Origin of the sequence: Eoetvoesiella caeni (assembly GCF_003315175.1) — a bacterium.
GTDB classification, from domain to species: Bacteria; Pseudomonadota; Gammaproteobacteria; order Burkholderiales; family Burkholderiaceae_B; genus Eoetvoesia; species Eoetvoesia caeni.
Map to the genome: position 1 here is coordinate 141,667 of NZ_QNRQ01000009.1, position 26,845 is coordinate 168,511.

25 protein-coding genes are annotated in these 26,845 nt (G+C 60.5%); 15 read left to right on the plus strand and 10 right to left on the minus strand.

The features are described from left to right. Positions 1-124: 124 nt before the first annotated feature. The 3 genes from DFR37_RS15770 to efp all read left to right on the plus strand — a co-directional run bounded on the left by DFR37_RS15770 (position 125) and on the right by efp (position 3,080). Entirely contained in the window at positions 125-1,330 is a 1,206-nt protein-coding gene (locus DFR37_RS15770) for a DUF2863 family protein (RefSeq protein WP_113934242.1), read from the plus strand. Between the two features lie 7 nt (positions 1,331-1,337). After that, positions 1,338-2,450, plus strand: a complete 1,113-nt coding sequence (gene earP, locus DFR37_RS15775; protein WP_170139939.1) for an elongation factor P maturation arginine rhamnosyltransferase EarP — start codon at positions 1,338-1,340, stop codon at positions 2,448-2,450. A gap of 72 nt (positions 2,451-2,522) precedes the next feature. Continuing rightward, the gene (gene efp, locus DFR37_RS15780) at positions 2,523-3,080 is read left to right on the plus strand and encodes an elongation factor P (protein ID WP_113934244.1); all 558 of its coding nucleotides are present in this window, start codon (positions 2,523-2,525) and stop codon (positions 3,078-3,080) included. Between the two features lie 45 nt (positions 3,081-3,125). On the opposite strand, the gene DFR37_RS15785 is transcribed toward efp, so the two are convergent. The 8 genes from DFR37_RS15785 to DFR37_RS15820 form a co-directional block, all read right to left on the minus strand. After that, complete coding sequence (locus DFR37_RS15785) at positions 3,126-3,617, minus strand: DUF1178 family protein (RefSeq protein WP_113934245.1); 492 nt, start codon at positions 3,615-3,617, stop codon at positions 3,126-3,128. Between the two features lie 125 nt (positions 3,618-3,742). Continuing rightward, positions 3,743-5,437, minus strand: a complete 1,695-nt coding sequence (locus DFR37_RS15790) for an ABC transporter ATP-binding protein (RefSeq protein ID WP_113934246.1) — start codon at positions 5,435-5,437, stop codon at positions 3,743-3,745. After that, the gene (locus tag DFR37_RS15795) at positions 5,434-6,891 is read right to left on the minus strand and encodes an ABC transporter permease (protein ID WP_113934247.1); all 1,458 of its coding nucleotides are present in this window, start codon (positions 6,889-6,891) and stop codon (positions 5,434-5,436) included. The genes DFR37_RS15790 and DFR37_RS15795 overlap by 4 nt, the downstream gene beginning before the upstream one ends. Then, positions 6,891-7,868, minus strand: coding sequence for an ABC transporter permease (locus tag DFR37_RS15800; protein ID WP_113934248.1), 978 nt, complete (start codon positions 7,866-7,868; stop codon positions 6,891-6,893). The genes DFR37_RS15795 and DFR37_RS15800 overlap by 1 nt, the downstream gene beginning before the upstream one ends. Beyond that, on the minus strand, positions 7,865-10,084 hold the full coding sequence (locus tag DFR37_RS15805) for an ABC transporter substrate-binding protein (RefSeq protein ID WP_113934249.1): 2,220 nt from the start codon (positions 10,082-10,084) through the stop codon (positions 7,865-7,867). Before DFR37_RS15805 ends, DFR37_RS15800 begins: the two co-directional genes overlap by 4 nt. Next, positions 10,078-10,707: a thermonuclease family protein gene (locus DFR37_RS15810; RefSeq protein WP_113934250.1), complete on the minus strand. Its 630-nt coding sequence runs from the start codon at positions 10,705-10,707 to the stop codon at positions 10,078-10,080. The genes DFR37_RS15805 and DFR37_RS15810 overlap by 7 nt, the downstream gene beginning before the upstream one ends. 84 nt (positions 10,708-10,791) lie before the next feature. Then, positions 10,792-12,432, minus strand: a complete 1,641-nt coding sequence (locus tag DFR37_RS15815; RefSeq protein WP_113934251.1) for an isovaleryl-CoA dehydrogenase — start codon at positions 12,430-12,432, stop codon at positions 10,792-10,794. A gap of 77 nt (positions 12,433-12,509) precedes the next feature. Beyond that, positions 12,510-13,544 carry a magnesium and cobalt transport protein CorA gene (locus DFR37_RS15820; RefSeq protein ID WP_113934252.1) on the minus strand — a complete coding sequence of 345 codons (1,035 nt, stop codon included), beginning with the start codon at positions 13,542-13,544 and terminating at the stop codon, positions 12,510-12,512. Between the two features lie 159 nt (positions 13,545-13,703). Here DFR37_RS15820 and DFR37_RS15825 point away from each other — a divergent pair, with 159 nt between their 5' ends. Together DFR37_RS15825 and DFR37_RS15830 are read left to right on the plus strand one after the other, a co-directional pair. Continuing rightward, positions 13,704-14,078, plus strand: a complete 375-nt coding sequence (locus DFR37_RS15825) for a DUF423 domain-containing protein (RefSeq protein WP_113934253.1) — start codon at positions 13,704-13,706, stop codon at positions 14,076-14,078. 27 nt (positions 14,079-14,105) lie between these two features. Further along, positions 14,106-15,152, plus strand: a complete 1,047-nt coding sequence (locus DFR37_RS15830; protein WP_113934254.1) for an adenosine deaminase — start codon at positions 14,106-14,108, stop codon at positions 15,150-15,152. A gap of 128 nt (positions 15,153-15,280) precedes the next feature. Here DFR37_RS15830 and DFR37_RS15835 read toward each other — a convergent pair whose 3' ends face one another. After that, the gene (locus tag DFR37_RS15835; protein ID WP_113934255.1) at positions 15,281-15,490 is read right to left on the minus strand and encodes a cold-shock protein; all 210 of its coding nucleotides are present in this window, start codon (positions 15,488-15,490) and stop codon (positions 15,281-15,283) included. 177 nt (positions 15,491-15,667) lie between these two features. Here DFR37_RS15835 and DFR37_RS15840 point away from each other — a divergent pair, with 177 nt between their 5' ends. Then, a complete protein-coding gene (locus DFR37_RS15840) occupies positions 15,668-16,234 on the plus strand; it encodes a DNA-3-methyladenine glycosylase (protein WP_113934256.1) in 567 nt (188 codons plus the stop codon). Positions 16,235-16,250: 16 nt separating this feature from the next. On the opposite strand, the gene hutC is transcribed toward DFR37_RS15840, so the two are convergent. After that, positions 16,251-16,964, minus strand: coding sequence for a histidine utilization transcriptional repressor HutC (gene hutC, locus DFR37_RS15845; RefSeq protein ID WP_113934286.1), 714 nt, complete (start codon positions 16,962-16,964; stop codon positions 16,251-16,253). A 255-nt stretch (positions 16,965-17,219) separates the two neighbouring features. Here hutC and DFR37_RS15850 point away from each other — a divergent pair, with 255 nt between their 5' ends. The 9 genes from DFR37_RS15850 to hutI all read left to right on the plus strand — a co-directional run bounded on the left by DFR37_RS15850 (position 17,220) and on the right by hutI (position 26,753). After that, the gene (locus tag DFR37_RS15850; protein WP_113934257.1) at positions 17,220-18,374 is read left to right on the plus strand and encodes an ABC transporter substrate-binding protein; all 1,155 of its coding nucleotides are present in this window, start codon (positions 17,220-17,222) and stop codon (positions 18,372-18,374) included. Between the two features lie 116 nt (positions 18,375-18,490). Then, positions 18,491-19,330 carry a phytanoyl-CoA dioxygenase family protein gene (locus DFR37_RS15855; RefSeq protein ID WP_113934258.1) on the plus strand — a complete coding sequence of 280 codons (840 nt, stop codon included), beginning with the start codon at positions 18,491-18,493 and terminating at the stop codon, positions 19,328-19,330. 81 nt (positions 19,331-19,411) lie between these two features. Beyond that, positions 19,412-20,275, plus strand: a complete 864-nt coding sequence (locus tag DFR37_RS15860; protein WP_113934259.1) for a branched-chain amino acid ABC transporter permease — start codon at positions 19,412-19,414, stop codon at positions 20,273-20,275. A gap of 11 nt (positions 20,276-20,286) precedes the next feature. Next, the gene (locus DFR37_RS15865; RefSeq protein ID WP_242341864.1) at positions 20,287-21,168 is read left to right on the plus strand and encodes a branched-chain amino acid ABC transporter permease; all 882 of its coding nucleotides are present in this window, start codon (positions 20,287-20,289) and stop codon (positions 21,166-21,168) included. Further along, entirely contained in the window at positions 21,165-21,971 is an 807-nt protein-coding gene (locus DFR37_RS15870; protein ID WP_113934260.1) for an ABC transporter ATP-binding protein, read from the plus strand. The genes DFR37_RS15865 and DFR37_RS15870 overlap by 4 nt, the downstream gene beginning before the upstream one ends. Beyond that, positions 21,964-22,668 (plus strand): ABC transporter ATP-binding protein, encoded by a 705-nt coding sequence (locus DFR37_RS15875; RefSeq protein ID WP_113934261.1) that lies wholly within the window; start codon positions 21,964-21,966, stop codon positions 22,666-22,668. Before DFR37_RS15870 ends, DFR37_RS15875 begins: the two co-directional genes overlap by 8 nt. 61 nt (positions 22,669-22,729) lie before the next feature. After that, positions 22,730-24,448 carry a urocanate hydratase gene (gene hutU / locus DFR37_RS15880; RefSeq protein WP_113934262.1) on the plus strand — a complete coding sequence of 573 codons (1,719 nt, stop codon included), beginning with the start codon at positions 22,730-22,732 and terminating at the stop codon, positions 24,446-24,448. Positions 24,449-24,461: 13 nt separating this feature from the next. Then, positions 24,462-25,457, plus strand: coding sequence for a formimidoylglutamase (gene hutG, locus DFR37_RS15885; protein WP_113934263.1), 996 nt, complete (start codon positions 24,462-24,464; stop codon positions 25,455-25,457). Positions 25,458-25,493: 36 nt separating this feature from the next. Continuing rightward, entirely contained in the window at positions 25,494-26,753 is a 1,260-nt protein-coding gene (gene hutI / locus DFR37_RS15890; RefSeq protein ID WP_113934264.1) for an imidazolonepropionase, read from the plus strand. The last annotated feature ends 92 nt before the right edge of the window (positions 26,754-26,845 follow it).

Here is a 26,845-nt window from a genome sequence, read left to right on the forward strand (position 1 = left end):
ATTGACCTGGCAGCTCGCTAAAATACGCCCCTGGCCACTCAGGGTTAAACTAGAAGCGAGTTCAAGCAAATTTTCCAGGCTTGTTCAACGCTTCATCAACAGTATTTCAATCAAGTCTGCACTCATGCCTCGTACACCCGCCCCCCCCCATAGCCGCCTTTCCCGCGATACCCAGCGCCTGGTCAAGTTATCCCAGTCGCTGGCCCTGTCCGGCAGCCGGCTTGAAGACATCTACTGGGAAAACCTGCTGGCAGCCCAATTGTCACGGCTGTTGCAAGGCAAGAAAAACCAGTCCATAGAAAACGCGCTCGACTACTTGCTGCCCAACGATATCAATGCCTATGAGATCCTGGTAGAACAAGCGGAAACCCACTCCGAATCGACCTCGCTGGCTGTCGACGGCCAGGCCTACGATGTTCTAATGTTTGCCGCGCCCATCCTGCTTTGGACGCGCTACCAGTTGCCCGCCGATTATTCGCTCGAGCGCAGCGCGCAAGAAGTGCGCAATCAATTGCAAGCGCACATTCTGGCTCCTGGCGCAAAACTGGCCATCCTGAACGAACTGGTATGTTTCGACCAGATGCCGCAGACCTTCCATGATTCGCGCACCTGGACCCATCGCCTGGGCCAGACCGCGCTGGGGCAAAAAGCCGAAGCCTGCGAACTTCGTACCCCCGAAAGCGAGGGCATGCTGGCCGACGCGCGATTTATCGTGGGCGCCATTGCCGTCCCCAAGGGCGAACCTTTATTCCGGTGGCAGAACGATTCTGCCGAAACGCCCATTACGCGCGAGCAATGCCTGCAGGAATGGACCCAGGCTTGCGCGGCGACCGTCACGCCCATGTTTACCGGCTGCACGATCGAATACCTGCAGCCCGACGCCTACTATGTCAACAACCGGGAAGCCGACCGGCGCATACGCCCGCTTGCGCTGAAGGCCGCCGTTACCTGGCTGCAAACCGTGGCGCACCTGCCCGGCAACGAGCTGCGCGCCACCATTGCCGCTTGCGGCGACAGCGTCGTCGAAGAATACCGGGTCGGATTCAGTACGCGAAACAGCAATGACGTGATCTACGGCAGCATCTGGCCTATTCTAAGCAAAGAAGAAGCCGTCGCCGACAGCGTCAATGCCGAACAAGCCGATATCCCCGATGAAATCGCAGCACTGCTCAGCGAACTGGATGTCGTCGATGTACGCCGCCTTTCGGGGCTCTACGGCATCGAATTCTGCGACGATTGCGGCGCGCCGTATTTTCCCAATCCCCTAGGCGAAATGCTGCATCCCGAACTGCCCGAAGAAATCGACCTGGACCCGGTCAATCTGCATTAGGTTCAGTGTGCCGTCCAGCTTCGACATCTTCTGCCGCGTCATCGACAATTATGGCGACATTGGCGTGTGCTGGCGCCTGGCACGCCAGCTTGGCCGGACAGGCGCCCATACGGCGGTACGGCTATGGGTCGACGACCTGCGTGCCTTTGCCCGCATCGAACCCTTGGTCAATCCCGGCCTGGCCCTGCAAACAATCCAAGGCATAGAAATCCGCATTTGGTCCGAACCTATTCCGGATGTTCGGCCGCACCAAATCGTTATCGAGGCCTTCGCCTGCGAACTGCCCTCCGGCTTTATCACCCGCATGGTGGAGAACGACAGCCTGTGCATCAATCTTGAATACCTGAGCGCGGAAAAATGGGTGGAAGGCTGCCATGCCCTGCCTTCTCTGAATACCAACGGGCTGCGTAAAACTTTTTTCTTTCCGGGCTTTACCGAGGCTACCGGCGGGCTGTTGCGCGAGCCGGGCTTGCTGCAGGCGCGCGACCGGTGGCTGAGCCAACCCGGCGAACGCTGGGCCCTGCTGCACAGCCTTGGTATGCCCGCCGACTTGATCCGCGGCTTGCAATCGGGCTGGCGTCAGGTGTATTTATTCTGCTACCCCAGCGCACCAGTCCAGGCCCTGACCGCCGCCCTGCACGCCCAGGCGATGCCCAGTGTCATTATCGTGCCCGAGGGCGTCTACCCCGACTTGATGCGGGCCGCGGGCGGCAAAGTGCATGTATTCGAGGCTCCTTTCGTCTCGCAGGACAGGTTCGACCGCCTGCTCTGGAGCAGCGACCTGAACTTCGTGCGCGGCGAGGATTCGCTGGTGCGCGCATTATGGGCCGGCAAACCCCTGGTCTGGCAAATCTACGAGCAACAGGAAGACGTCCATCTGGCCAAACTACAAGCCTGGCTGGATCTTTCGCCCTACCCCGGCGAGGTTGGCAGCCTGATGCTGGCCTGGAATACCGGCGACGCACAGCAAGCCGGCCTGGCGCTGCACAACGCCCTGAACGCGCCGAACTGGGCGACTTGGCGCATACAGGCCGAATCGTGGTGCAGCAAACTGGCCGCCGCGCCGGGACTCGCCCAGGCTCTTGTTGCCTTCTGCGCGAAAAATCGGGGAAAAGAGTAAAATTATGAGCTTTGCAAGTTCTCGCTCCGGCCCACAGGATGGAGCACTAAATTTTCCGGAGTAGTCTTAAAGATGAAAACCGCACAAGAATTGCGCGTTGGCAATGTCGTCATGGTTGGCACCGAGCCCTTGGTCGTGCTTAAGGCCGAATACAATAAATCGGGCCGCAACTCTGCTGTCGTCAAGCTGAAGTTCAAAAACCTGCTTACGTCGTCGGGCAGCGAACTGGTTTATAAGGCCGATGAAAAATTCGAAATCGTCGCTCTCGAAAACCGCGAATGCACTTACTCGTACTTTGCCGACCCAATGTATGTTTTCATGGACGAAGAGTACAACCAGTACGAAGTCGAAGCCGAAAGCATGGGCGATGCCTTGAACTATCTGGAAGAAGGCATGACCGTCCAGGTCGTGTTCTACGACGGACGCGCCATTTCCGTTGAATTGCCAACGATTATCGTGCGCGAAATCACCTACACCGAACCGGCCGTCAAGGGCGACACCTCGGGTAAAGTGCTCAAGCCCGCCACGATCAACACCGACATGACCATCAACGTGCCTTTGTTCTGCAATATCGGCGACAAGATCGAAATCGATACGCGCACCAACGAATACCGCAGCCGCGTCCTGTAAGCAACTAGGCTGCGCGCCTGACTGCCGTGTCACCCAATCGCCTGCTTATTGCAGGCGATCGTCATCCAGGTAGTCCGGAATGGGCATTACAGCAATGCCGTCGCGCGCCAGCGATTCGCGTTCTTGCATGGTGGCCGTGCCGCGGATGGCTCTTTCTTCGATCTCGCCTTCGTGCATGCGCCTGGCCTCTTGTACGAAATCGGCGCCTACGTCTTCGGTGTTGCGCACCATTTGGCGCATATGCTGCAGGACTTGCGCCTGAAGCTGCGCCAGTTGCTCCATGCCGAGCGCCGCGACAGGCTGCGCTTTGCCACTGGGCTGGCCCAACGGGGCTTCTTGCCCGGCGCCGGACTCGTCTTTGCCGCGCCCCATATTCAGGCGCGGGGCCGACAGCTTGCGGGCAATTTGACGGTTGTCGCACACGGGGCAGCTCAGCAAGCCGCCGGCCTGCTGGGAATCATAGTTTTCGAGCGAACTGAACCAGCCTTCGAATACATGGCCTAATTCGCACTGAAGATCAAATACTTTTAACGACATATACGGTATATAAGGGCGTTGCCAGAGAATTCAAGGCGAAGCCTTGAAATGCAAAGCAGCGTCTTGAATTCAAGGCGGAGCCTTGAAAACAAGGCACAGCCCCGATTATAGGCCCATAGCCTGCGCTACAGGCGCGGCACCGCCGCCAGCAGGCGCCTGGTTTCCGGGTGCCTGGCGTTCTTCAGAACCGACTCGGTGGCGCCGATTTCAATAATCCGGCCCTGGTGCATCACGGCTATCCGATCGGACAAATATTCCACCACGCCAAAGTTATGGGTAATGAATAAATAGCCCATATTGAACTCTTGCTGCAACACCTTCAGCAGCTCCAGAATTTGCGCCTGCACCGAAACATCCAGCGCCGAAGTGGGCTCGTCGCACACCAGCACTTTGGGCTCGACCGACAAGGCCCGGGCAATAGCGATGCGCTGGCGCTGCCCGCCGGAAAATTCATGCGGATAACGCCGGACCGTGTTGGACGGCAGGCCTACGCGGTCCAGCAAACGCGCAATCTGGGCCTGGCGGTCGCGCCGCGACCGATCCGGCCGCAATGCCGCCACGCCCTCTTCCAGAATCTGCCCCACCAGCATGCGCGGATTGAGCGAAGCATAGGGATCCTGAAAGACTATCTGCAAAGACTGGCGCAAGCGTTTCAGGGCGGCGCTGCCCGCGTCGAATACGGAGACACCACCCAGTTCGACTCGTCCGCCGACATGTGCCTGCTTGTCCAGAAGCCGCAGCAAGGCTTTGGCCGTTGTCGTCTTGCCGCAGCCCGACTCGCCCAGCAAGGCCAGGGTTTCACCGGCGGCCAGCTCGAACGAAACGCCGTCGACAACGCGGACCGCAGCCCCCTGGCGGCGCAACAAACCCTGGCGCTGCGCATACGACACGGTCAGATCCTTCACGCTCAATACGGAAGAGATACTGGAGCCGCCGGGCCCGGCGAACTTACTGTGCGGCAACGGCTCGTCGGGCCTAAGCAGGGAATGGCCGCGTTTGGCGAATGTCGGAATAGCCGCCAGCAATTGACGGGCATAAGGATGGTCGGGGGCCTTGAAGAATGTAGGTGCGTCGACCGTCAGCAAAATTTGTCCGTCGCGCATCAACGCGACATGGTCGGCCACATGCCTGACTACGGTCAGGTCGTGCGTGATCAACAAAATGGCCAGCCCCATCTCGGCCTGGATATCGGCCAGAAGCTGCAATATCTGGGCCTGTACGGTGACATCCAGCGCCGTGGTGGGCTCGTCGGCAATCAGCAGCCGCGGCTGCGCCGCCAACGCAATGGCAATCATCACACGCTGTTTCTGCCCGCCCGAAAATTGAAAAGGATAATCGTTGAAGCGCTGCGCGGGATCGGGGATGCCTACGCGGCCCAGCCAGTCTATGGCGCGCTGCACCGCGTCGGCGCCGCGCTGGCCGGTATGGGTATGCAGCACCTCCAGTATTTGCGCGCCCACCGTCATTACAGGATTCAGGCTGGTGGACGGCTCCTGGAAGATAATGCCGATCTGCCCGCCGCGCACGGCCCGCATGCCCGACTCGGGCAATCGGTTCAAGTCGATTTCATCCAGCTCTATGGCACCGGAAGCGATCCTGCCCGCCTCCGGCAGCAGGCGCAGCAAAGCCAGGGCCGTCATGCTCTTGCCGCAGCCCGATTCGCCCACCAACGCAAAGGTCTGCCCGCGTTCTACAGCCAGGCTCAGCGCCTTGACCGCCTCGTTGACGCCGGCTTCGCCCGATATCCGCACCGACAAGTCGCGCACCGATAAAACCGCGGCGGCGTTCGGCGCCCCCCCTGGATTCAAGCCGCCGCTCATGTCCGTTCTCCCGCCCGCGGCCGCGGCAATTTGGCGGGCCGCGGCCTTAACGGCCGGAAGGCGCGGGCGCGAGGATCGAAAGCGTCCTGTACCGCATCAGACAAAATATTGGCCGACAATACCAGCGCCAGCAAGAACGCAAACGCGGTAAGCAAGTTCCACCAGACCATGGGGTCGCGCGACATCTCCAGGCGCGCAGCATCGATCATGGTGCCGAAAGACGGCGTGCTGGGGTCCACGCCTATACCCAGGTAGGACAGCACCGCCTCATAAAGCACCAGCCCGGAAAACTCGAGCACCATGGTGATCAGGATAATATGCATGACATTGGGCAGGATATGGCGCAGCATGATGCGCCACGGCCCAAGGCCGAACGCCCTGGCCGCCTGTACATATTCCAGCTCGCGCAGTTTCATCGTCTCGGCTCGCAGCATGCGGCACAAACCGGCCCAGCCCGTCAGTCCCAGAATGAGGCACAGCAAAAAAAGCCGCAGGTCGGCCCGTGTCGCCACGGTAGTAAACAGGTCGGGGTTATTGTCGATATACACCTGCATCATCAGCACGCAGGCCGCAATCAGCAATACGCCGGGAATAGAAGTAAGCGTCGTATAAACGTACTGGATCACATCGTCGACCCAGCCCCGGAAATACCCCGCTGAAATCCCAAACAGCAAAGCCGGCGGCAGCATGGCCAAGGTCGTCAGCGTACCGATGACCAGCGCCGTGCGCACGCTTTTCAGGCCCTGGCGCAGCACATCGTTGCCCGTGCGGTCGGTGCCCAGCACATGGTAGTCCAGGCTCAAGGCAATGACTGCGCCCGCAACCAGGGCCAGCATGAAAAAAGTCAGCCACATCGCCCGCCAGGGTAAATCTGTTTCACCGCGCCGCAAGGCCCGCCACGCATCGCGCACCGAACCTTCGCGCCGCGCGCCGGCCAGGACCAGCAATGCACCGGCAAGCAGGCCCGCCGCCGCGCCCCAGCCCAGGCCGGCAAGCACGCGGGCCCGCAAATCCTTGGGCCTGTCTTCCTCGTGCTTCAGTTGCGTGCCGGCATGCTTCAGGCGCGGATAGTCGCGCACAGGCTTGCCGTCGATAAGCTGGGTTTCCTTGGTAAATTGGCGTACGGCCAAGGGCGCGGAATAAGTTGCCTCGGGATGGCTCATTTGCGTCGCGGTAAGGATGTCGTCCAGGGCCGAACGCAGCACCGGCGAATACGCTGCGGCCTTGCCCTCGGCCGGCGGCAGCAAAGGACGGTAATGCACCGAATCCAGCAAGCCCGCCAGTACGAACATGCCCAGCACCATGGCCGCGCACATGGCCGAGGGGCGCCGACCCACTTGCAGCCAGGCGGCGCGCAAAGCAACGCTGCGCCTGGCCCTGAACACATAAACCAGTACTCCTGCCAACAGGCAGAAGAGGAATACATCGGTCCAGAGGAACACGAATTTAGGCATCAATCGAACCTTATCCTGGGGTCGGCCAGGGTATAAGAAATGTCCGCCAGGATAAGCCCCACGATATACAAGGCCGAACCCAGGAAAACCATGGCCCTGACAATGGAAAAATCCTGCCCGTTGATAGCGTCGATGGTGTAGCTGCCCAGGCCGGGAATGCCGAAGAACGACTCGGCAATCAGGCTGCCCATGAACAGCAGCGGAATTGCGGACACCGTGCCGGTAAGAATGGGCAACAGCGCATTGCGCAGCACGTGCCTGAACAGCACGATACGCTCGGACAAGCCCTTGGCGCGTGCGGTGCGCACATAGTCCTTGCTGGCTTCTTCCAGAAACAGGGTCCGATAAAACCTCGACTCGCCGCCCAGCCGTGAAACTATGCCGACCAATACCGGCAAGGCCAAAAAGCGCACGCTATCCCAGCCGCCGATGTAGCCAGAATAAGGCACCCAGCGCAGGACTTTGGCAAACAGCCACTGCCCCGCAATAATGTAAAACAAGGCTGAAATGGAAAGCAGCACAACGCATACGACCACCCCATAGAAATCCAGCGGCGTACCCTTGAAGAACACCAGCAACAGCGCAAACACAATACAGGCGAACAAGCCCAGGGCGAATGTGGGAAGCGCCAGGGCCAGGCTGGGGCCCATGCGCTGTCGTATTTCATGCCCGATGTCGTGTCCGCCGTCGGAAAAACCGAAATCGAACTTCAGCAGCGGCAAGGAACGTTCGTAGAAAATAGTATCGGTCAGCGCCTGCGCCCCTTGGGCCTGCGCATTGAAAAACAGCGGTTTGTCGTAGCCGCGTTCCGTCTTCCATTTTTCAATGGCATCCTGACTGACCCGCTGCCCGCCTATGGACAGGCGGGCCATGTCGTCCGGCGTATTGACGGCAAAGAACAATACGAAAGTCAGCAGATTCACACCGACCAGAATCAGTACGCCATACAGCAGGCGGCGAACAATATAGGCGGTCATTCTTGACCTCCCGGTGTCGGCGCTTCGTCCAGCGCGGTCTGGCGCTCGCGGCGCCGCAGCACTCGGTAAGCGGGGTAGACGGCCGCCAGCGCCAAGGCGGCCAACAACCACAGCGGCCACCAGACGGGGCGGTTCCAGGCCTGGATGCTAGTCTTGCGCAGGGCCGGATCGATCCGGTAGTACTGCAGCGCATTGCGTACCATTTGCGTGGGCTTGGCATTGCGCACCCATGCCTGGTAGGCGCCGCCGGACTTGGGAAAATAGCCGAACATCCACGGCATGTCGGCCTGAACGATCGCCGTCATCTTATGGATAATGGCGTCCTTTTCAGGTCCATCATCCAGAAAGCGCATTTGCTCGAACAAGCGATCGAACTCGGGGTTCTGGTAATTTGACGCGTTCTCGCCGCCCTTGGCCGCCTTGGCATTGGGCCCATACAGCAAAAACAAAAAGTTCTCGGCATCGGGATAATCGGCGACCCAACCCCACATGAACATTTGCGTACTGCCCCGGCTCATTTTTTCCTGGAAACGGTTGTAGTCGGTCGCGCGTATTTCCAGTTCGACATTCAGGGCGCGCAGTTGCCGGCGCATCCAATCCAGCGTGGCGCTTGAACCCAGGCCGCCGGCCGAATCGAAATGCAGGATCAACGGCTGGCCGGTTGCAGCATCGCGCCCGTCGGGGTAGCCCGCCTCGGCCAACAGACGCCTGGCCTCGTCCAAGGGGCGGCGCACGGCCCTGCCCTGCTCGGAAACATAGACGCTTTTGTTCATGCCTGCGGGCAAATCCTGGTAGCCCGGCACCCCTGGAGGAATCGGCCCTTGCGCTACCTGCGCCTGGTCGTTCAAAAATATGGAAACGTATTGTTCCCAATTGAACGCGATGCTGATGGCCTGCCGCAGTTTGCGGTTTTTCTCTTGCTGTTCGGGACTGTCGCCCTTGCCGACGACAGGATCGAGCCAATTGAATCCAAAGTAGTAGATCTGCGCCTCGGTCGATGTAAGCAGTTGCAGTCCATGGTCTTTGTACAAGGCCGCCTTCTCGGCCGAATCGCCGGCAGCCACGCGCATGGCCACGCCATAGCCGCCGCCATCCGCCTCGGGGATATCGTAATAGCCCTGCAAGAATTTTCCCATCAGAGGCACACTTTCTTTTTCAAGCGACATCACTATGCGGTCGATGAAGGGCGTGGGCTTGCCGCAGTCTTTCAGCAAACCGGCCGCCGCGTCGCCCGGTTCTCCCGTGCATGGATACGGGTCGCCGCGAAAATTCGGATTCCTGGCCAGGACATGGCGCCGATTCGTGATGGACTCCACCAACATATAAGGCCCGGTTCCAACCGGCCAGGTATTGAACGACAGATTGTGTTCCGCCATGCCGGGCTGGGAGTAAAAGCGGTCGGCTTCCCAGGGTATCGGGGCGGTAAACGTCATGGCCAGCCAATATTTGAATTGCGGATACTTGCCCAGCACTTTTATCCGCAAGGTATGCGCATCAAGCGCCTGCACGCCGTCGAAACCGTAGTCGCGCAAGTCCAGCCATGAGTCTTTACCGTTCAGGCCAGCGTTGATCTCTTTCAAGCGCAAGCCGTAATCGCGCATGCCGGCAATATGGCTGGCCAGGACGGAAAATGCCGGCGACACCACGCGCGGGCTGGCCAACCGTCGAAAAGCATATACATAGTCCTGCGCAGTCAGTTCGCGCGTGCCAGTCTGCGGGAAATCGGGAATGGAAAATTTTCCCTCGAGCGCACCGGCCTGCAGCGGCCAGTACAAATAGGCGCCCTTGGCATCGCGGGCGAACGCCGGATGCGGCTGAAACATCACGCCCCGCTTGATGGGAATATCGTACAAGCTGTAGGCCACCGATTCGCCCGGAACGTCGTCCGGCAAGCGTTTGCCCTGTTTGTCGAAGTACGCCGGCAAAACTACCGATGCCGCCGCTTTGGGAATCAGCTTATAAGGGCGTTCCAGATATTCGTATTGGTACAAGGGGTCGTAAATCGAATAGGTAAAGGGCGTTTCGTCGGCCGAGTAGGAGCTGGCCGGATCCAGGTACTTGGGCGAGCGCTGCGCAAATGCCGTATACAGTACGTTGCGGCCAGCGGCATCAACCTGGTAGGGACTATTGACGGCCTCTTGCGAACATGCGCCCAGAATAGCGGCCAGCCCCAGGCCTGCCAGCAGCCGCGCCAGACGCACTGCCTGGATCAGCATTTGCCCTTTTGCCAACAATCGTAGCGCCATGCCCAGGGCTTAATAGGGTCGGCATCGCGCCACAAGCCCAGCCTGGCTTGCCTGGCCTTTTGCTCCAGCCCCGGCAGCCTCGGGTCGCGCATGAACTTGCCGCGCCCTTCCATATTGGCCCATGCCATGCCCGCGGCCACCTGGCGTTGGTTGGCAGTTGTGCCATCGGCCAGCGGCACGTCGCAGACGTTGCGGCCGTAGCGGTCTTTTTCATAGCAATCGAGGGCCAGCGTTTTACCCGCCACCAGTTCCGCCAATGCGTCCTTCGAAACCTGCGCCATGGGTTGCCCGGGGCGTTCCCGGTTTTTTGTGGTTTCGGGCGCGTCGATGCTGGCCATGCGGATCTTTTCCTGGCGGCCGCCCACCATCAGGGTAAAGGTATCGCCATCGGCTACGTGCACGACCCTGCCTTGCAATTGATAGTGGCCTTCGGCATGCTGGCCCGCTGATTCCGGGGCCTGACCCTCGTAGGCAGAGGCAACGCCCAGACCCGCAAGCACCAATGCGGCCAGGCCGATTTGCACCGGCCCGCGAAACTTCTTGGGCAAGCGGGCAAACAAGCGGGACACTAAAATTTGCAGCAATTGCTTCATTGATTCCTCGGCCGAACCCCAGACTGACGGTTGTTGGGCAACACAATAAACATTTACCGGATTATACGTACCATTCCATCCGGCTCATTCATGCCAGGCACGCTGGAAGATCGCCGCGGTTGCGGTTTTCCCTGAAACAACGCCATAGACGCGGCCTCCGCGTCCCGAGAACCGGCTCTGGATGAAGGCATCAGCCACCGCTGGCGGCGAATGGCGGCGCATCAAGCCAGCCTGCACCAACAACACCAATTGCTGGGCCACGTAGCGCGCCCTCAATTCGATTTCTTCCGGTTCTTGCCCGAGCAATTCCACCAGCCGCTGCACGGCGGGTTCGAGCAGGCGCTCGCCGGCGCAGTCTCGCACCAGAGAATCGAGCAGAGCGCCGGCCGCCTCGGGTTCGCGGCGCAAAGCGCGCAAAACGTCCAGGCACATGACATTACCCGAGCCTTCCCAGATAGAGTTGACTGGCGCCTCGCGATATAACCGCGGCATGGGACAGTTTTCGATGTAGCCGTTGCCTCCCCATACCTCCATGCATTCGGCCGCGGCTTCGATGGTGCGCTTGCATACCCAGAACTTGGACGCCGGCGTCAGGATCCGGCGAAACGCTTGTTCCAGCGGGGTATCCGCTGCATCGAAAGCTCGCGCCAGGCGCAGGGCAAGCACGGTTGCCGCTTCGCTTTCAAGCGACAGGTCGGCCAGGACGGCGCGCATAAGTGGCTGTTCGATCAGGCGCCGGCCAAAAGCGCTGCGATGCTGGGCATGGTGCAGGGCCTGGACTACCGCTTGGCGCAACAACGCCGTACTGCCCAGCACGCAATCAAGCCGGGTGTATCCGGCCATTTCGACCAGGGTCGCAATGCCCCGGCCCGCTTCGCCGATCAATACACCGTAGGCGTCCTGGAACTCGACCTCGACGCTTGAGTTGGAGCGATTGCCCATCTTGTCCTTGGCGCGCTGGATGCATACGGCGTTCTTGCGGCCTTCGGGATGCCAGCGGGGAACATAAAAGCAAGAGAACTGTTCTTCATGCCCCGCCAGCACCAGATGCGCATCGGACATCGGCGAAGAAAGAAACCATTTATGCCCGGTGATGCGATAGGCTCCGCCACGGCCGCCGGCGCCGATGGGCAACGCGCGCGTCGTGTTGCTGCGCAAATCGGAACCCCCTTGTTTCTCGGTCATGCCCATGCCGACCATCATGCCGCGCTTGGCGCCCAGCGGCCCGTCGGTTGGGTCGTACTGCAATGAGTACAGCAAGGGACGAACTTCTTCGAACCAGGGCTCTTGCTGCAACAAAGGCAGGGCCGCCGAAGTCATGGTAATAGGGCATAACGAGCCGGCTTCGACCTGGCCGTGCAGCAGATAAACGGCGGCACGCGCCACTTGCGCGCCAGGGCCCGGCGCGCTCCAGGCGGACGAATGCATGCCTTGCTCAAAGCCCATGCGCAAAAATTGATGCCAGCCGGGATGGAATGATATCCGGTCTACCCGTCTTCCCCAGCGGTCGAACGGTTCGGCTTCGGGAGCGTGGCGATTGACCTCGTGCGCCAAGGCAAGAATTTCCTTGCTGCCCAGCACCGCGCCATAGCTGGCCAGCGCAGCCTCGTGCCAGGACGCTCCTTCGCGTTTCACTGCCTCTTGCAGTATCCGGTCGCTTGAATACAGGTTGTAGTCGACCAGTTCCGGTACCTGATTGCTTACTTCGTGTGTAGCCCATTCCATGATGCCACCTCCTCTGGCCGCTTCAGCCTTGGCGCGGCTGCCGGCCTTGTAAACGCTACGTCCTTACAAGACGCAAATCACAGCCACTTCGCCTTCTTGAAACGCCAGTACAAAATACCGCAAGCGGCAAAGGTTGCCGCCAAGACCATAGGATAGCCATATGTCCAGTCCAGCTCGGGCATGTACTTGAAATTCATGCCGTAGATGCCGGCAACCGCCGTAGGCACGGCCAGGATAGCCGCCCAGGACGCCAGCTTCTTGGTGATGTCGGTCTGCTGCGCCTGGCCTATCATCAGCCCGGCCTCGAACGCGAACGCCAGTGCTTCGCGCAGGCTGTTCACCAGCTCGGTGACACGCATTACGCGATCGCCGACCTCGCCGAAATACGGACGCGCATCGGCGTCGACATGCTTCATTTCGACGCGAGCCAGCCGCCTGCAAATTTCGGCCATGGGCGCGATGGCATTGAAGATGCGCAACAGATCCCGCCGCTGCCGATAAAGCTTGCGCACATCGTGAGGATGAAATCCCCGCAATAAAAACTGATGCTCCACGCCTTCAACGCCGGTTTCCATGCGGCCCGTGGCTTCCAGATAGTGGTCCACCAGCAAGTCCAGCAAAGCCGACGCCACGTAGTCGCTGCCGCGCGCGAGAAAATCGGGAACGCCTTCCAGGTGATGGCGCAATTGCGCATGGCCGATAGTTGCGCCGCGCCGGACGGTGACCAGGAAATTGGTTCCGAGCAGCAACTGGGTTTCACCGAAAGCGGGCCGCAAATGCGCGACCTCGACGGTAATCGCCACGATTTGAGTCAACGCATCGTACTCGATGATTTTTGGGCGGCGATGCGGTTCGATGATCTCGTCGACCGCGCGGCGCGACCAACCCAATTGCTGGCCGATATTGCGGATGACGTCAGGCTGGGGTTCTTTAAGGCCTATCCACAACAAGCCGTCGCAACCGTCTTTGTAGCGGCCGATTTCTTCCAGCGGCACATCCTGTGCAGCCTGCCCGCGGCGATACAATACCGATGCGACGACGGGCGAAGCAAGTTCGGGCGGCGAGTCTGCGGGTATAGCTTCTTTCGAATCCGATGCTGCTGCTTGCGCCATAGCCCGTTATCCTCCGTGTTAAAAACGAGTATTGCAATCATAGGCGGAACGAATGGCGCGTATCCGCCGTTTGTTTATTTTGCTGCACTCGCTTCATGATATTGCACCGCGGCGCAATGCGATAGCCCGGACAGCCACACTCTTTAAAGGAAACCCAGCATGACGGATCGCCAGCTTGTCGTTTTAGCCTCATTGATCTTGCTCACCGGCGTTGCCGCGGGCGCCTTCGGGGCTCATGGCCTGAAACGCATCCTCACCCCCGACCTGCTGAACATATGGCAAACCGCCGTGCTGTACCAACTGGTGCACGGGCTGGGATTGCTTGCCCTTGCCGCCCTGAGCGCGCGATTCGGCTCGCCCTTGCTAAGCCTGGCCGCCGCAGTCATGTTTGCCGGCGTCGTCATCTTCAGCGGCAGCCTTTACATTCTGGCTATATCGGGCACCAAGTGGCTGGGCGCCATCACCCCAATAGGCGGGGCCGCCTTCATTGTTGCCTGGGCCATGGTAGCCTTGGCCGCTTATCGCGCCAACTGACTGCGCACAATTACCACAGGAACAGCCATGGCCACGTCCGCTGCGACTCAAGACCTTTCCGGCTTCATTGCCGGCCTGCCCAAGGCCGAACTGCATCTGCACATCGAAGGCACGCTTGAACCCGAGCTTATTTTTGCCCTGGCAAAGCGCAATGGCATTGCTCTGCCCTATCCATCCGAACAGGCCCTGCGCGAGGCGTATGCCTTTACCGACCTGCAGTCCTTTCTGGACCTGTACTACGCCGGCGCGGGCGTATTGATTACCGAACAAGACTTCTACGACATGACGGCCGCCTATCTGCAACGCGCTCATGCCGATGGTGTTTGCCATGCCGAAATCATGTTCGACCCGCAAACCCATACGGCGCGCGGCGTAGCCATTGAAACCGTATTCGCGGGCATAGCCCGTGCCCTGCGCGATGCGCGCAATGACACGGGCATCACTGGCTACCTGCTTATGAGTTTTTTGCGGCATTTGTCCGAACAGGACGCGTTCGACACGCTCCAGGCCGCCCTGCCGCTGCGTGCGCAATACGAGGACCTATGGCTGGGCATCGGCCTGGACTCGGCCGAGCGCGGCAATCCGCCGGAAAAATTCGCCCGTGTTTACCAACGCTGCCGCGAACTGGGGTTTCGCCTGGTTGCCCATGCGGGCGAAGAAGGCCCGCCCGCCTATGTGCGCGACGCACTGGACCTGCTGCATGCCGAACGCATCGACCATGGCGTGCGGGCCGAAGAAGATCCCGTTCTCATGCAGCGCCTGATTGCCGAGCAAACGCCGCTGACAGTATGCCCCTTGTCCAACCTCAAGTTGCGCGTGGTCGACGACCTTGGCCAACACAACCTGGCCCGCCTGCTGCGCAGCGGCGCCATGGTCACCGTCAATTCCGACGACCCGGCCTACTTCGGCGGATATGTTGGGCAAAACTATTTGGAATCGGCCCTGGCACTGGATTTGTCCCGGGCAGAGCTGGCTGCGATTGCGGGCAACAGCATTACCGCCTCTTTTTTGCCCGATGCAGAAAAGGACAAGCTACACGGCCAGTTGGCTTCTTATTTGGCCAACGCGGCGTAAGCCGCGGCCTAACAACAGGAATAAAAGCCCCTACGCTGCGCCGCTACCGCGGCTTGCTGCCCCCAAGGGAAACTTTTTGGCAACAAAAAAACCCACCGCAAGGTGGGTTTTTTTAAGCCATCACGTTATTAGATAACTTGGATGGATTTGGCTTGAGGACCTTTTTGGCCTTCCGAAGCGACGTAGGAAACGCGCTGGTTTTCTTCGAGCGACTTAAAGCCTGTACCGAGGATGTCGGTGTGGTGGGCGAAGAGGTCTTTGCCACCTGCTTCCGGCTTGATGAAGCCATAGCCCTTTTCGTTGTTAAACCATTTGACGATGCCAGTTTCTGTTTGCATTTTTTTGCAATCCTTCATAATTAAGAGCAACATGCTCTGTGGAACAGACTCTCAAGGAGAAGATAAGAGCAAAAAAGTACTGATTACTGGTACTGGCTTGTACATACATCGACAAACTTGAAAATCTGGTCATATATCATATGAAGTAATTTTAAAAAAGTCAATATAGTTACACGTATGCCGTCCAGACCGAAAAAACTGCCTAGAGAATTCTTTAACCGCGCAACTACCCTCGTCGCCCAAGAGCTGCTGGGCAAGCTGCTGATACACACAATAGAGGGTGAACAGCGCATAGGCCGCGTCGTCGAAGTCGAAGCCTATCTCGGCCCGGGCGACTTGGCCGCCCATACGGCCCGAGGGCTTACTCCGCGCACCCGCGCCATGTTCGGCCCGCCCGGACACGCCTATGTCTACCTGGTTTATGGCATGCATACCTGCATGAATGTGGTTACCGAGCCGGCCGGCACCGGCACAGCCGTCTTGCTGCGCGCCATTGAACCAGTCAAGAACCTATCGGACAAAACACGGGGGCCGGGGCTGCTGTGCCGGGCGCTGGGTGTCACCCTGCAGGACTACGGCCGCGATCTATGCAGCGACGACTTCCATTTTGCCGTCGACCCGGCAGCTGAACCGTTCAATATCGTCGAGCGTCCCCGTGTCGGCGTCGACTACGCAGGCGAAGAATGGGCAGCCAAGCCGCTGCGCTTCTATATAGAAGGCAATAAATACGTTTCCCGAAAATAGGCAAGGCCCGGCAAGCTTATAAACTGCCAGTAAACTGATAACGGCTGCCGGGGTACCACATGGTCGCCACCGAGGCCACCTGGTCCTGCGACAGGGTTTTCCGGTGCAGCACCAGGCACGGCCCCGCTGTCGGAATATGCAGCATCGCCGCAATATCTTCCGGGGCGTCGACGGCCTCGATACTGTACGAGACGCCTTGCAAGGGCGCCGCCACCATCAAATATTCATTCGGGGTCGATACCGAGAAATCGAGATCCATATAATCGGGCGCCACGGCCGGATTGACCCAGCGGTCTTCGACCTGGATGGGAAGCTTATTGTCGTAATGAACAATAATCGAATGAAACAGCTCTCCGCCCGCCTCCACCCCAAACTTCACGTTCAACGGATCCTGGGCCGGGCGGCGTTCCAGCAGGCGTAGCTTGCTGCTGTATTGATGCCCCCGCGCACGCACTTCGTCGGCAATGCTCTTGATGGCTATCAGGGTCGCCTGGTATTTTTGCTGGGCGACATAGGTTCCCGAGCCTTGAATCCGATTCAAGATCTGCTCGTCGGTCAGTTCGCGCACCGCCCGGTTGACCGTCATGCGCGACACGCCGAATTGCCTGGCCAGCATGGGCTCGGACGGGATCGCGTCGCCCTCCTTCCATTGGCCGGCCTGAATTTCGCCGAGCAGATAGTTTTTAATGCGCTGATAAAACGGAATATCAGTTTGTCCTGGTAGATCCAAAGTGCCTCCGCCCACGCCGCGCCCTGCGGCGCTGCAAAAAAAGAAAATATGCCTGCTGAACTGCTTGCCAGTATAAAAGCTCTTTGCTATAGTTGTATAGACAACTTGGACAAGCGATCAAAAATAAAAGCGTCGCAAAATCTGTTGTATGTCGGTACAACCATATTTTACGTGTCATGCGCGCTAGACCAGCCAGCTTGAACCACCGGCTAGTACAGAACGCCTGGCTTTTTCATGGCAAGGACGGAGACAAAAATGCAATTCAACCAAAAAAAGTTGGCGGCAGCGCTATTCGTATGCGGAATATTTTCCGCCAACTCGGCATTTGCCGACATCAAGATCGGCTTTAATGTGCCATTAACCGGCTTTGCCGCTTTCGACGGCAATTCGGCGCTGCAAGGCGCGAAACTGGCTGTAGCCGAAGCCAACGCCAAAGGCGGCATCAACGGCGAAAAAATCGACCTCATCGTCTACGACGACCAGGCATCAGCCAAAGAAGCCACACCGGTAGCCACCAAACTGGTCGAGAAAGACCAGGTCGTCGGCGCCGTATCGGGCTCTTATTCCGCCTCTACCCGCGCGGCCGCCGGCATCTTCCAAAGCGCCAAAGTACCCTACGTCGTGGCCTATGCCATCGACCCCAGCGTTACCCGCACTGGCGACTATATGTTCCGCGTCTCGTCCATGGGCGAAGTGCAAGGCCGGGGCGGCGCCAAGCTGGTCAGCAACCTGGGCAAGAAACGCGTCGTCCTGGTTACGCTCAAGAACGACTTCGGCCAAACGCTGGCAGCCGGCTTCAAAGACGCCGCGCCCAAGTTCGACCTGAACATCGTCAACGAGTACGAATACGGCATCCAGGAACGCCAGTTCGGCGCTCTCATTGCCAAGATCAAATCCGACAATCCCGAAGTCATCTACGCTTCCGGTTATTACTTCAACGCCGGGCCTCTGATTTCCCAGATGCGCGCCGCCGGCATTACCGTTCCCATCATCGGTCAGGAAGGCTATGACGGCGAAAAGTTCATCGAGATCGCCGGTCCCGCCGCCGAAGGCACGCTCATGACCACCTCGCTGGACCGCGACTCCGAAGTGCCGGTCACCAAGGACTACCTGGCTCAATTCCGCAAAGCAGCGGGCTATGGCGCCGACATGGTGGGGGCCTCGTCCTTTAGCGCGACCGCCATACTTATTGAAGGACTGCGCAAGACCGGGGGCAAAGGCGGAGCAGCGCTGCGCGACGCCATCGCCGCGGGTGCCTACGACATGCCCATCGGTCACCTGACCTTCAACGACCTGCACGAAGTCAATAAAGACATTCAGGTACAAATCGTCAAAGACAAGGCCTGGCACCGTCATTCGGTCATTCACGACCCGGTCCTGCTGGCTGCGCCCACCAAAGACAAAAAATAAATATGAACGTCGCCGCCCCTTGCCGACAACGGCCGGGGCGGCCAACGAATCAACCCCAACCAGCGCCGCACCGGTCCGGTTGGCTGTATATCTTGACCTTATTGGGAGCACACCCCATGCTCGCTAGCTTGAACCAACGCATCCGCGACAGCGTGACGCCCGAACAAATTACAGCATTCCGGCGCGACGGCGCCGTTTGCCTGCGCCAGTTGCTAAGCCCCGAAGAAGTCGAACTGCTTAAGTCCGGCATCGACTTCAATATTGCCCACCCCAGCCCGCGCGGTGCCGTGGCCAGCAAGGCCGACGACCCCGGCAGCTTCTTCCAGGACTTCTGCAACTGGCAAGAAATCGACGCCTACAAGCGCTTTATTTTCGAGTCGCCGGTGGGCACCGCGGCCGGCATGCTCATGGGCAGCCAAACCGCCAGGCTGTATCACGATCACCTGCTGGTCAAAGAGCCCAATACCCGGCAACGTACGCCATGGCACCAGGACCAGCCCTATTACAACGTAGACGGACGGCAAAACGTCAGCATGTGGATTTCGGTCGACCCGGTCGCCCGCGCATCCACGCTCGAATTCGTCGCCGGGTCGCACCTGGGCCCCTGGCTTATGCCCCGCTCCTTCAAGGAAAACCAGACCAAGTGGTTCCCTGAAGGTACGCTGGCCGACTTGCCCGACATTGAGGCGGCACGCCAGGACTACCCCATCATCGGTTGGGAAATCGAACCGGGCGACGTCGTCTGCTTTCATATGCTGACGCTGCATGGCGCCGGGGGAGTCGCCGAAGACCGCCGCCGGCGTGTTTTCTCTGTCCGCTTCCTGGGCGACGACATGCGCCATACGCCGCGCCAATGGAAGACATCGCCCGAGTTCCCTGGCCTCAAAGAGCGCCTCGCCGAAGGCGCCCCCATGGACGACCCCTTGTTCCCCGTGCTGTGGACGCAGCCTACTTAACCACCGGCCCAGGCCGCCGCCCGCGCATGAACACGCGGGTGGCGGCCCGCTGAAACCCGCAGTACCAAGTTAGGAGTACTTATGCTCTTTGTAGAGCTGATCGCGCAAGGCCTGGTGCAAGGCAGCATCTATGCGCTTATTGCACTGGGCCTGACCCTGGTGTATGGCCTGCTGCGTATTTTGCACGTCGCGCATGCCGCCTTCTTTACCCTGGGCGGCTATATAGGCGTCCTGGTCACCAACGCCACGGGCAGCCTGACGCTGGCATTTCTTACCGCCATGCTGTCGGCCGGGCTGATGGGCATTGCGATGTACCGCCTGTGCTACGAACCCATACTCAAACAACCGCCTTTTGTTGCGCTGATCGCTTCTATCGGCCTGTACATTGCGTTCGAAGAACTATTCCGCATTGTTTTCGGCGCCTCGGGTCTGTCATACCAATCGCCGCCCTTGCAAAAGCAAATCGAAGTCTTCGGCGGACTGACATTCTCGCAGGCCGAACTCATGGTCATGGGCGGCACGGTGGTCATCATCGGCATCCTGGGCTATCTGCAAAACCGCACGCGGGTGGGCGTGGCCTGCCAGGCCACTGTTTCCGATCCGCAGATGGCCGAATCCTTCGGCATCAAATTGCGCACGGTACGCGACCTGAACTTCTTCATCGGCTCGGCGCTGGCCGCCTTTGCCGGAGTCTGGGTGGCATTGCTGAACAACCTGGTGGAACCCACCATGGGCGCCGTGCCTTCCTACAAAGGACTGGCCATCATCGTCTTGGGCGGCATGGGCTCGGTGCGCGGCACCCTGTTGGCGGCGCTGACACTGGGCATCGTCGAATCGTTCGGCACCATTTACCTTAGCCAGTTCCTGGATCGCAATGCCATTGCCTTCGCGTTCCTGATCCTTGTCCTGATGTTCCGTCCGCAAGGGCTGTTCTCCAAACGCTGAAGGCGCACACGATGGCTTACGAAATTTCTCTTTTGACCGCCATGGGCATCAGCGTGCTGTTTGCCCTGTCGCTCAACCTCATTACCGGCCTGTGCGGGCAGATCAGCCTGGGGCACGCCGCGTTTCTTGGCGTGGGCGCCTACACCTCCGCCATGCTGTGCAAAGCCGGCATTCCTTTCTATGCCACGATGCCGCTGGCCATGCTGGCGGCGGGACTTGTCGGCGTCGTGGTCGGGCTGGCCAGCCTGCGCGTGCGCGACGACTTCCTGGCCATCACCACCATGGGGGTGGTGTTCCTGTTCGTCGGCATCGTGCGTCAGCAAGATTGGCTGGGCGGCGAACTGGGCATTTCCGCTATTCCCGGACCTGACTTGTCCAAGACCGGATTCATGTGGCTTACGCTGGCGCTAGCCGCCGCCACCGCGGCGCTGTGCGTCTATATCCGCAAATCCTGGATGGGCAAGGTCCTGAACGGCATTGCCGAAGACGAAGACACCATGCGGATCATGGGCATCGACGTGCCGCGCTACAAACTGGCCGCCTTTGCAATCGGCACGGCGCTGGCGGGACTGGCCGGCGCGCTTTACGGCCAGCACTTCAAGTATGTCGGCCCCGACAGCTTCGGCTTCATCGAATCGATCAGCGTTCTTTCCATGGTGGTATTCGGAGGCATCGGCTCCGTGCCCGGCGTCATCTTCGGCGCGGCCTTGCTGTCGGCCTTGCCGGCCTGGTTCCAGGTCATCGGCGATTACAAGCTGCTGGTCTACGGCGGCCTGCTGTTTCTGATGATGCGCTTCTCGCCCACCGGCGTGGCCGGCATCGTAAGGCGCGCGCTGAAACGCGGCGCCAATGCCAAGGGCTCCAAGCCTGCCATTACCGGAGCCAAGCCATGAACGCCGCAACTCCAGCACTTTTGCAAGTGTCCAATATGGTCGTGCGCTTCGGCGGACTGAGCGCGGTTGCAGACGTCTCGTTCGATGTCATCCCCGGCGAGCTGCTGGGCCTGATCGGCCCGAACGGCGCCGGCAAGACCACGCTGATGCGCTCCATTACCGGCGTCGTGCGTCCTACTTCAGGCGACGTGCAGCTGAATGGCGAAAGCCTGAACGGCATGCCCATTCATAAACGAATCCGCAAAGGCCTGGCGCTGTCGCAACAACTGGTCAAGCCATTTCGCGGCATATCGGTACTGGACAACGTCACGCTGGCTGCCGGCGCCGAACGCACAGGCTCGGCGCTTAAAGCCCTGCTGCATTTATCCCAGACCACTGAAAACGAAATCGGGCGCGAAGCGCTGGCCAGGGTCGGCATCGCCGACTATGCCCACCAGATGCCCGGCATCCAGCCGCTGGGGGTGCTAAAACGCCTGGAAGTGGCCCGCGCGCTGGCGCTCAAACCCAAGCTGCTGCTGCTGGACGAACCCCTTGCCGGGCTGAACTCCAAAGAAGCCCACGCGCTGGCAAGCACCATTGCCGAGATCAACCGGCAAGGCATGACCATCGTCCTGATCGAACACAACCTGGGCGAAGTCATGCGTATTTGCCAGCGCCTGGTGGTGCTGGACAACGGCCGCAAGATTGCCAGCGGCACACCCCGCGAAGTCATGGACCAGCCCGCCGTGCGCGCCGCCTATCTGGGCGGCGACACCATCGCCGAAACAGGCGTCTCCGCCGCTACAGGAGCAGCCCATGCTTGAGCTAAAAAACCTATCTTGCGGCTACGGCGCCTTCCAGGCCGTTGGCGGCCTCTCGCTTACTTTGCGGACTGGCACCATCACTGGCTTGCTGGGCGCCAACGGCGCGGGGAAATCCTCCACGCTGATGTGCATCGCCGGACACGTAGCCCTGCAGCAAGGACAGATTCTGCTTGAGGGCCAGGATATCGGCGCCATCCCGCCTCATGAACGGGTGCGGCGCGGCCTGGCGATATCGCCCGAAGGCCGGCGCCTGTTCAAGGATCTTAGCGTCGAGGACAACTTGCGCGTGGGCGGGCTGATCCGGCCCGCGGCCGAGTTCAAGCATGACCGCGATTACGTGCTGACCCTGTTCCCCCGGCTGGGAGAAAGGCTGAACTCCCTGGCTTCCAACCTGTCCGGCGGTGAGCAGCAAATGCTGGCGATCGGCCGCGCCCTCATGACACGCCCCAAGCTCATCATGATCGACGAACTCTCGCTGGGGCTGATGCCGAAGATCATCGACCTGTGCTATCGCGCGCTGCAGCAGTTGCGGCAGGACGGCATGACCATCCTGCTGGTCGAACAGAACACCGACCGCGCACTGGCCGTGGCCGACGATATCTGCGTACTGGAATCCGGCAGCACCGTCTGGCAGGGAAGCGCCGCCGCGGCTGCCCAGGACCCTGCCCTGACCGCGGCATACCTGGGCCTGCATTGACGACCTGCCGCCCCCTGATAACCCGCTGTATTGCGACACCCAATTTCTGAAGGAAAGCACCATGGACACACACGCCGACAACACACGCCTGACCGACGATCCCCGCTACGACGCAAGCCGCAGCATCCGCGCGCCGCGCGGCAGCCAGCTAAGCTGCAAAAGCTGGGTGACCGAGGCGGCTTACCGCATGATCCAGAACAACCTGGACGCCGAAGTGGCCGAAAACCCGAAGCATCTGGTAGTCTACGGCGGCATCGGCCGCGCCGCGCGCGACTGGGCCTGCTACGACCAGATCCTGGCCTCCCTGAAAGAGCTCAACGACGACGAGTCCTTGCTGATCCAGTCCGGCAAGCCGGTCGGTGTATTCAAGACCCACCCCGACGCTCCCCGCGTCCTGATCGCCAATTCCAACCTGGTGCCTAAATGGGCCAATTGGGAACATTTCAACGAGCTCGACCGCAAGGGCCTGTTCATGTACGGCCAGATGACGGCCGGCAGCTGGATCTACATAGGCAGCCAGGGCATTATCCAGGGTACTTACGAAACCTTTGTCGAAGCCGGCCGCCAGCACTTCAACGGCGATTGGGCCGGACGCTGGATCGTCACCGCCGGGCTGGGCGGCATGGGCGGCGCCCAGCCCCTGGCCGCCACGCTGGCCGGAGCCGTTTCGCTGAACATAGAATGCCAGCAAAGCAGCATCGATTTTCGCCTGCGCACCCGCTATGTCGACAAACAAGCCAAAGACCTGGACGAAGCCTTGGCCATGGTCCAGCATCACTGCGAACGCAAAGAGGCGGTATCGATTGCCCTGCTGGGCAACGCCGCCGAGATCCTGCCCGAACTGGCCAGGCGCGCCAAGGCCGGCGGCGTAAAGCCGGACCTGGTCACCGACCAGACATCGGCCCATGATCTGGTCAACGGCTATCTGCCCATAGGCTGGAATGTGGACCAATGGAAAGCCGCACAGCAAGATGAAAGCCAGCACGCCAGGCTGGTGGCCGATGCAACCAAGTCCTGCGCCGTGCATGTGCAAGCCATGCTCGATTTCCACGCCATGGGCATTCCCACCGTGGACTACGGCAACAACATCCGCCAGGTGGCATTCGATGGCGGCGTCAAGAACGCCTTCGACTTCCCCGGCTTCGTACCCGCTTATATCCGCCCCCTGTTCTGCGACGGCAAAGGGCCTTTCCGCTGGGTGGCCTTGTCGGGCGACCCCGAAGACATCTACAAGACCGACGCCAAGATCAAAGAGCTGTTCCCCGACAACAAGCCGGTCCATCACTGGCTCGACATGGCGCGCGAACGCATTGCGTTCCAGGGCTTGCCGGCGCGCATCTGCTGGCTGGGCTTGGGTGAACGCCATATCGCGGGCCTGGCCTTCAACGAAATGGTCAAGAGCGGCGAACTGAAAGCCCCTATCGTCATCGGCCGTGATCACCTGGATACCGGATCGGTCGCCAGCCCCAACCGCGAAACCGAAGCCATGAAAGACGGCACCGATGCCGTGTCCGACTGGCCTTTGCTCAATGCACTGCTCAATACCGCGGGCGGCGCCAGCTGGGTCTCGCTGCACCATGGCGGCGGCGTCGGCATGGGCTATTCCCAGCATGCCGGCATGGTCATCGTGGCCGACGGCAGCGACCAGGCCGCAACGCGGCTGGGCCGGGTACTGGTCAACGACTGCGCCTCGGGCGTCATGCGCCATGCCGATGCCGGTTACGAAAGCGCGATAGCCTGCGCCAAGCATCACGGGCTAAAATTGCCCATGATCAAGTAAACAGGAGCTCCTTATGCGCTACGCCCCCGATATGGCCCGCTGGCATGGACGCAGCGACACGGAAGAGGGACTTCTGGGCAGACGTTGGCACGAGGTCATCCAGCCGCTGAACGCCGACACCGCCACGGGCGTGGCGTTTGTAGGCTTCGCCTCGGACGCCGGCGTGGCTCGCAATCATGGCCGCATAGGCGCACGCAACGGCCCCGCCACGCTGCGCGCCATGCTTAGCAATATGCCTGTGCGCCATGCCGCTATATCCATGACGGACGCCGGCGACGTCATTTGCGAACCCGACGACAACGGAGACGGCCTGGAGGCCGCGCAAAACGAGCTCTCCACCGCGCTGGCCGAACTGCTGCAGCGGCAATTGCTGCCCATCGTCCTGGGCGGCGGCCACGAAATGGCTTTCGGTTCGTTCGGCGGACTGGCGCGCTTCCTGGCCCAGCACGAACCGGACACCGTCCCGCGCATCGGCATCGTCAACCTGGACGCGCATTTCGATCTGCGCCAGGGCGACCAGGCCAGTTCGGGCACCCCGTTTCGCCAAATAGCCGAGGACTGCCAGGCACGGGGCTGGCCGTTCAACTACTGTTGCCTGGGCGTCAGCGCCTTCTCCAACACCGAAGCGCTGTTTGATCGCGCCAGCAAACTGGGCGTACGCTGGCGGCTGGACGACGAAATGGACTTGACGCAACGCGAAGCCAGCCTGGACACGCTGCGCGACTTTCTGGCGGGCGTCGACCATGTCTATTTCACTATTTGCCTGGACGTCCTGCCCGCAGCCATCGCTCCCGGCGTCAGCGCGCCGGCGGCGCGCGGCGTGGGACTGGAGGTCATTGAGCCTTTGCTCGACCTGGTCTCTGCCAGCGGCAAGTTGCGTTTGGCGGACGTTGCCGAACTGAACCCCGCCCACGACATCGACAATCGCACTGCACGCGTCGCCGCGCGCCTGATAGCCAGGCTGGTCGAACGCAGCGGCGCCGCCGACGATTCCAGCAAAACGCCCTGAAGGCTGCGCTGGCCCTGGCCCACCAAGGAAAACCCAATGCCCTCTCATAAAAACCCGCGTTGGGACGCGCTCTGGCAAAACGTCCATCTGGCCGCCATGAACGGCGGCGCTTACGGCGAAGTACCCGATGGCGCCATTGCCGTCAAAGACGGACGCATCGCCTGGGTGGGCCGCCGCGCGGACCTGCCCGCGGACTACCACGCCAATCTGGAACACGATGCCGGCGGCCTGTGGCTGACCCCGGGCCTGATCGACTGCCATACGCATATCGTCTACGCCGGCAACCGCAGCGACGAATTCGAAGCACGGCTGAACGGCGTGGCCTACGAAGAGATCGCACGCAATGGCGGCGGCATTGTCTCGACCGTACGCGCCACGCGGGCCGCCTCGGACGACGCCTTGTTCCAGGCCAGCCTGCCGCGTGTATGCACCCTGCTGGCCGAAGGCGTCACCACTCTGGAAATCAAATCCGGCTACGGACTGGACCTGGAATCCGAAACCAAAATGCTGCGTGTTGCGCGCCGCATCGGAGCAAGCCTGCCTGTACGGGTCAAGACCACCTTCCTGGGCGCGCACGCGCTGCCGCCCGAATATGCCGGCCAAGCCGATGCCTATATAGACGCCGTGTGCAATGACATGCTGCCGGCGCTGCATGAGCTCAAGCTGGTTGATGCCGTCGATGCCTTCTGCGAAAACATCGGCTTTTCTCCGGCCCAGACTGAATGCGTTTTCCAGGCGGCGCACCGGCACGGCCTGCCGGTAAAACTGCATGCGGAACAGCTCTCGGACCAGAACGGCGCCGCGCTCACCGCGCAATATAAAGGTCTATCGGCCGACCATCTGGAACACTTGTCCAGCCATGGCATTGCCGCCATGGCGGCTGCCGGAACCGTCGCCGTGCTGTTGCCGGGCGCCTTCTATTTCCTGCGCGAAACCAAATTGCCGCCCATCCAGGCCTTGCGCGACGCGGGCGTGCCGATAGCCATTTCCACCGACAGCAACCCCGGCACCTCGCCCATGACTTCGCTGCTTCTGGCCATGAATATGGCCTGCACGCTGTTTCGCATGACGCCGCAAGAAGCCCTGGCAGGCGCCACCCTCCATGCCGCGCGCGCCCTTGGCATGGCCGACTCGCTGGGCAGCCTGTCCGTCGGGAAAGTCGCCGATTTCGCACTTTGGGAAATCGACCGGCCAGGGGACCTGGCCTATGCCATAGGCAGCAACCCATGCCGCCATATCGTCAACGCCGGCGTGCAGCGCGCCCCGCTGGTTGCGGCTGCAAGCCCTGGCTCGTAAGACTGGGGCAGGCAAGTCGCCCGCCTTCTGGCTTGATTGCGAGGCCCAAGCGGCACACAGCAACTAAAACCAATTCAGTTGCGCTTCACGGC

Bases quoted from the DNA above. Each gene is read 5' to 3' on its own strand.
- DFR37_RS15875 (WP_113934261.1), top strand. From the start codon at position 21,964: ATGCTTGAGCTAAAAAACCTATCTTGCGGCTACGGCGCCTTCCAGGCC.
- DFR37_RS15805 (WP_113934249.1), bottom strand. From the start codon at position 10,084: ATGCTGATCCAGGCAGTGCGTCTGGCGCGGCTGCTGGCAGGCCTGGGG.
- hutI (WP_113934264.1), top strand. From the start codon at position 25,494: ATGCCCTCTCATAAAAACCCGCGTTGGGACGCGCTCTGGCAAAACGTC.
- efp (WP_113934244.1), top strand. From the start codon at position 2,523: ATGAAAACCGCACAAGAATTGCGCGTTGGCAATGTCGTCATGGTTGGC.
- DFR37_RS15815 (WP_113934251.1), bottom strand. From the start codon at position 12,432: ATGGAATGGGCTACACACGAAGTAAGCAATCAGGTACCGGAACTGGTC.
- DFR37_RS15800 (WP_113934248.1), bottom strand. From the start codon at position 7,868: ATGACCGCCTATATTGTTCGCCGCCTGCTGTATGGCGTACTGATTCTG.
- DFR37_RS15855 (WP_113934258.1), top strand. From the start codon at position 18,491: ATGCTCGCTAGCTTGAACCAACGCATCCGCGACAGCGTGACGCCCGAA.
- DFR37_RS15820 (WP_113934252.1), bottom strand. From the start codon at position 13,544: ATGGCGCAAGCAGCAGCATCGGATTCGAAAGAAGCTATACCCGCAGAC.
- DFR37_RS15840 (WP_113934256.1), top strand. From the start codon at position 15,668: ATGCCGTCCAGACCGAAAAAACTGCCTAGAGAATTCTTTAACCGCGCA.
- DFR37_RS15865 (WP_242341864.1), top strand. From the start codon at position 20,287: ATGGCTTACGAAATTTCTCTTTTGACCGCCATGGGCATCAGCGTGCTG.
- hutU (WP_113934262.1), top strand. From the start codon at position 22,730: ATGGACACACACGCCGACAACACACGCCTGACCGACGATCCCCGCTAC.
- DFR37_RS15850 (WP_113934257.1), top strand. From the start codon at position 17,220: ATGCAATTCAACCAAAAAAAGTTGGCGGCAGCGCTATTCGTATGCGGA.
- DFR37_RS15770 (WP_113934242.1), top strand. From the start codon at position 125: ATGCCTCGTACACCCGCCCCCCCCCATAGCCGCCTTTCCCGCGATACC.
- DFR37_RS15810 (WP_113934250.1), bottom strand. From the start codon at position 10,707: ATGAAGCAATTGCTGCAAATTTTAGTGTCCCGCTTGTTTGCCCGCTTG.
- hutG (WP_113934263.1), top strand. From the start codon at position 24,462: ATGCGCTACGCCCCCGATATGGCCCGCTGGCATGGACGCAGCGACACG.
- DFR37_RS15860 (WP_113934259.1), top strand. From the start codon at position 19,412: ATGCTCTTTGTAGAGCTGATCGCGCAAGGCCTGGTGCAAGGCAGCATC.
- DFR37_RS15795 (WP_113934247.1), bottom strand. From the start codon at position 6,891: ATGCCTAAATTCGTGTTCCTCTGGACCGATGTATTCCTCTTCTGCCTG.
- DFR37_RS15785 (WP_113934245.1), bottom strand. From the start codon at position 3,617: ATGTCGTTAAAAGTATTTGATCTTCAGTGCGAATTAGGCCATGTATTC.
- DFR37_RS15790 (WP_113934246.1), bottom strand. From the start codon at position 5,437: ATGAGCGGCGGCTTGAATCCAGGGGGGGCGCCGAACGCCGCCGCGGTT.
- DFR37_RS15870 (WP_113934260.1), top strand. From the start codon at position 21,165: ATGAACGCCGCAACTCCAGCACTTTTGCAAGTGTCCAATATGGTCGTG.
- DFR37_RS15835 (WP_113934255.1), bottom strand. From the start codon at position 15,490: ATGCAAACAGAAACTGGCATCGTCAAATGGTTTAACAACGAAAAGGGC.
- DFR37_RS15830 (WP_113934254.1), top strand. From the start codon at position 14,106: ATGGCCACGTCCGCTGCGACTCAAGACCTTTCCGGCTTCATTGCCGGC.
- DFR37_RS15825 (WP_113934253.1), top strand. From the start codon at position 13,704: ATGACGGATCGCCAGCTTGTCGTTTTAGCCTCATTGATCTTGCTCACC.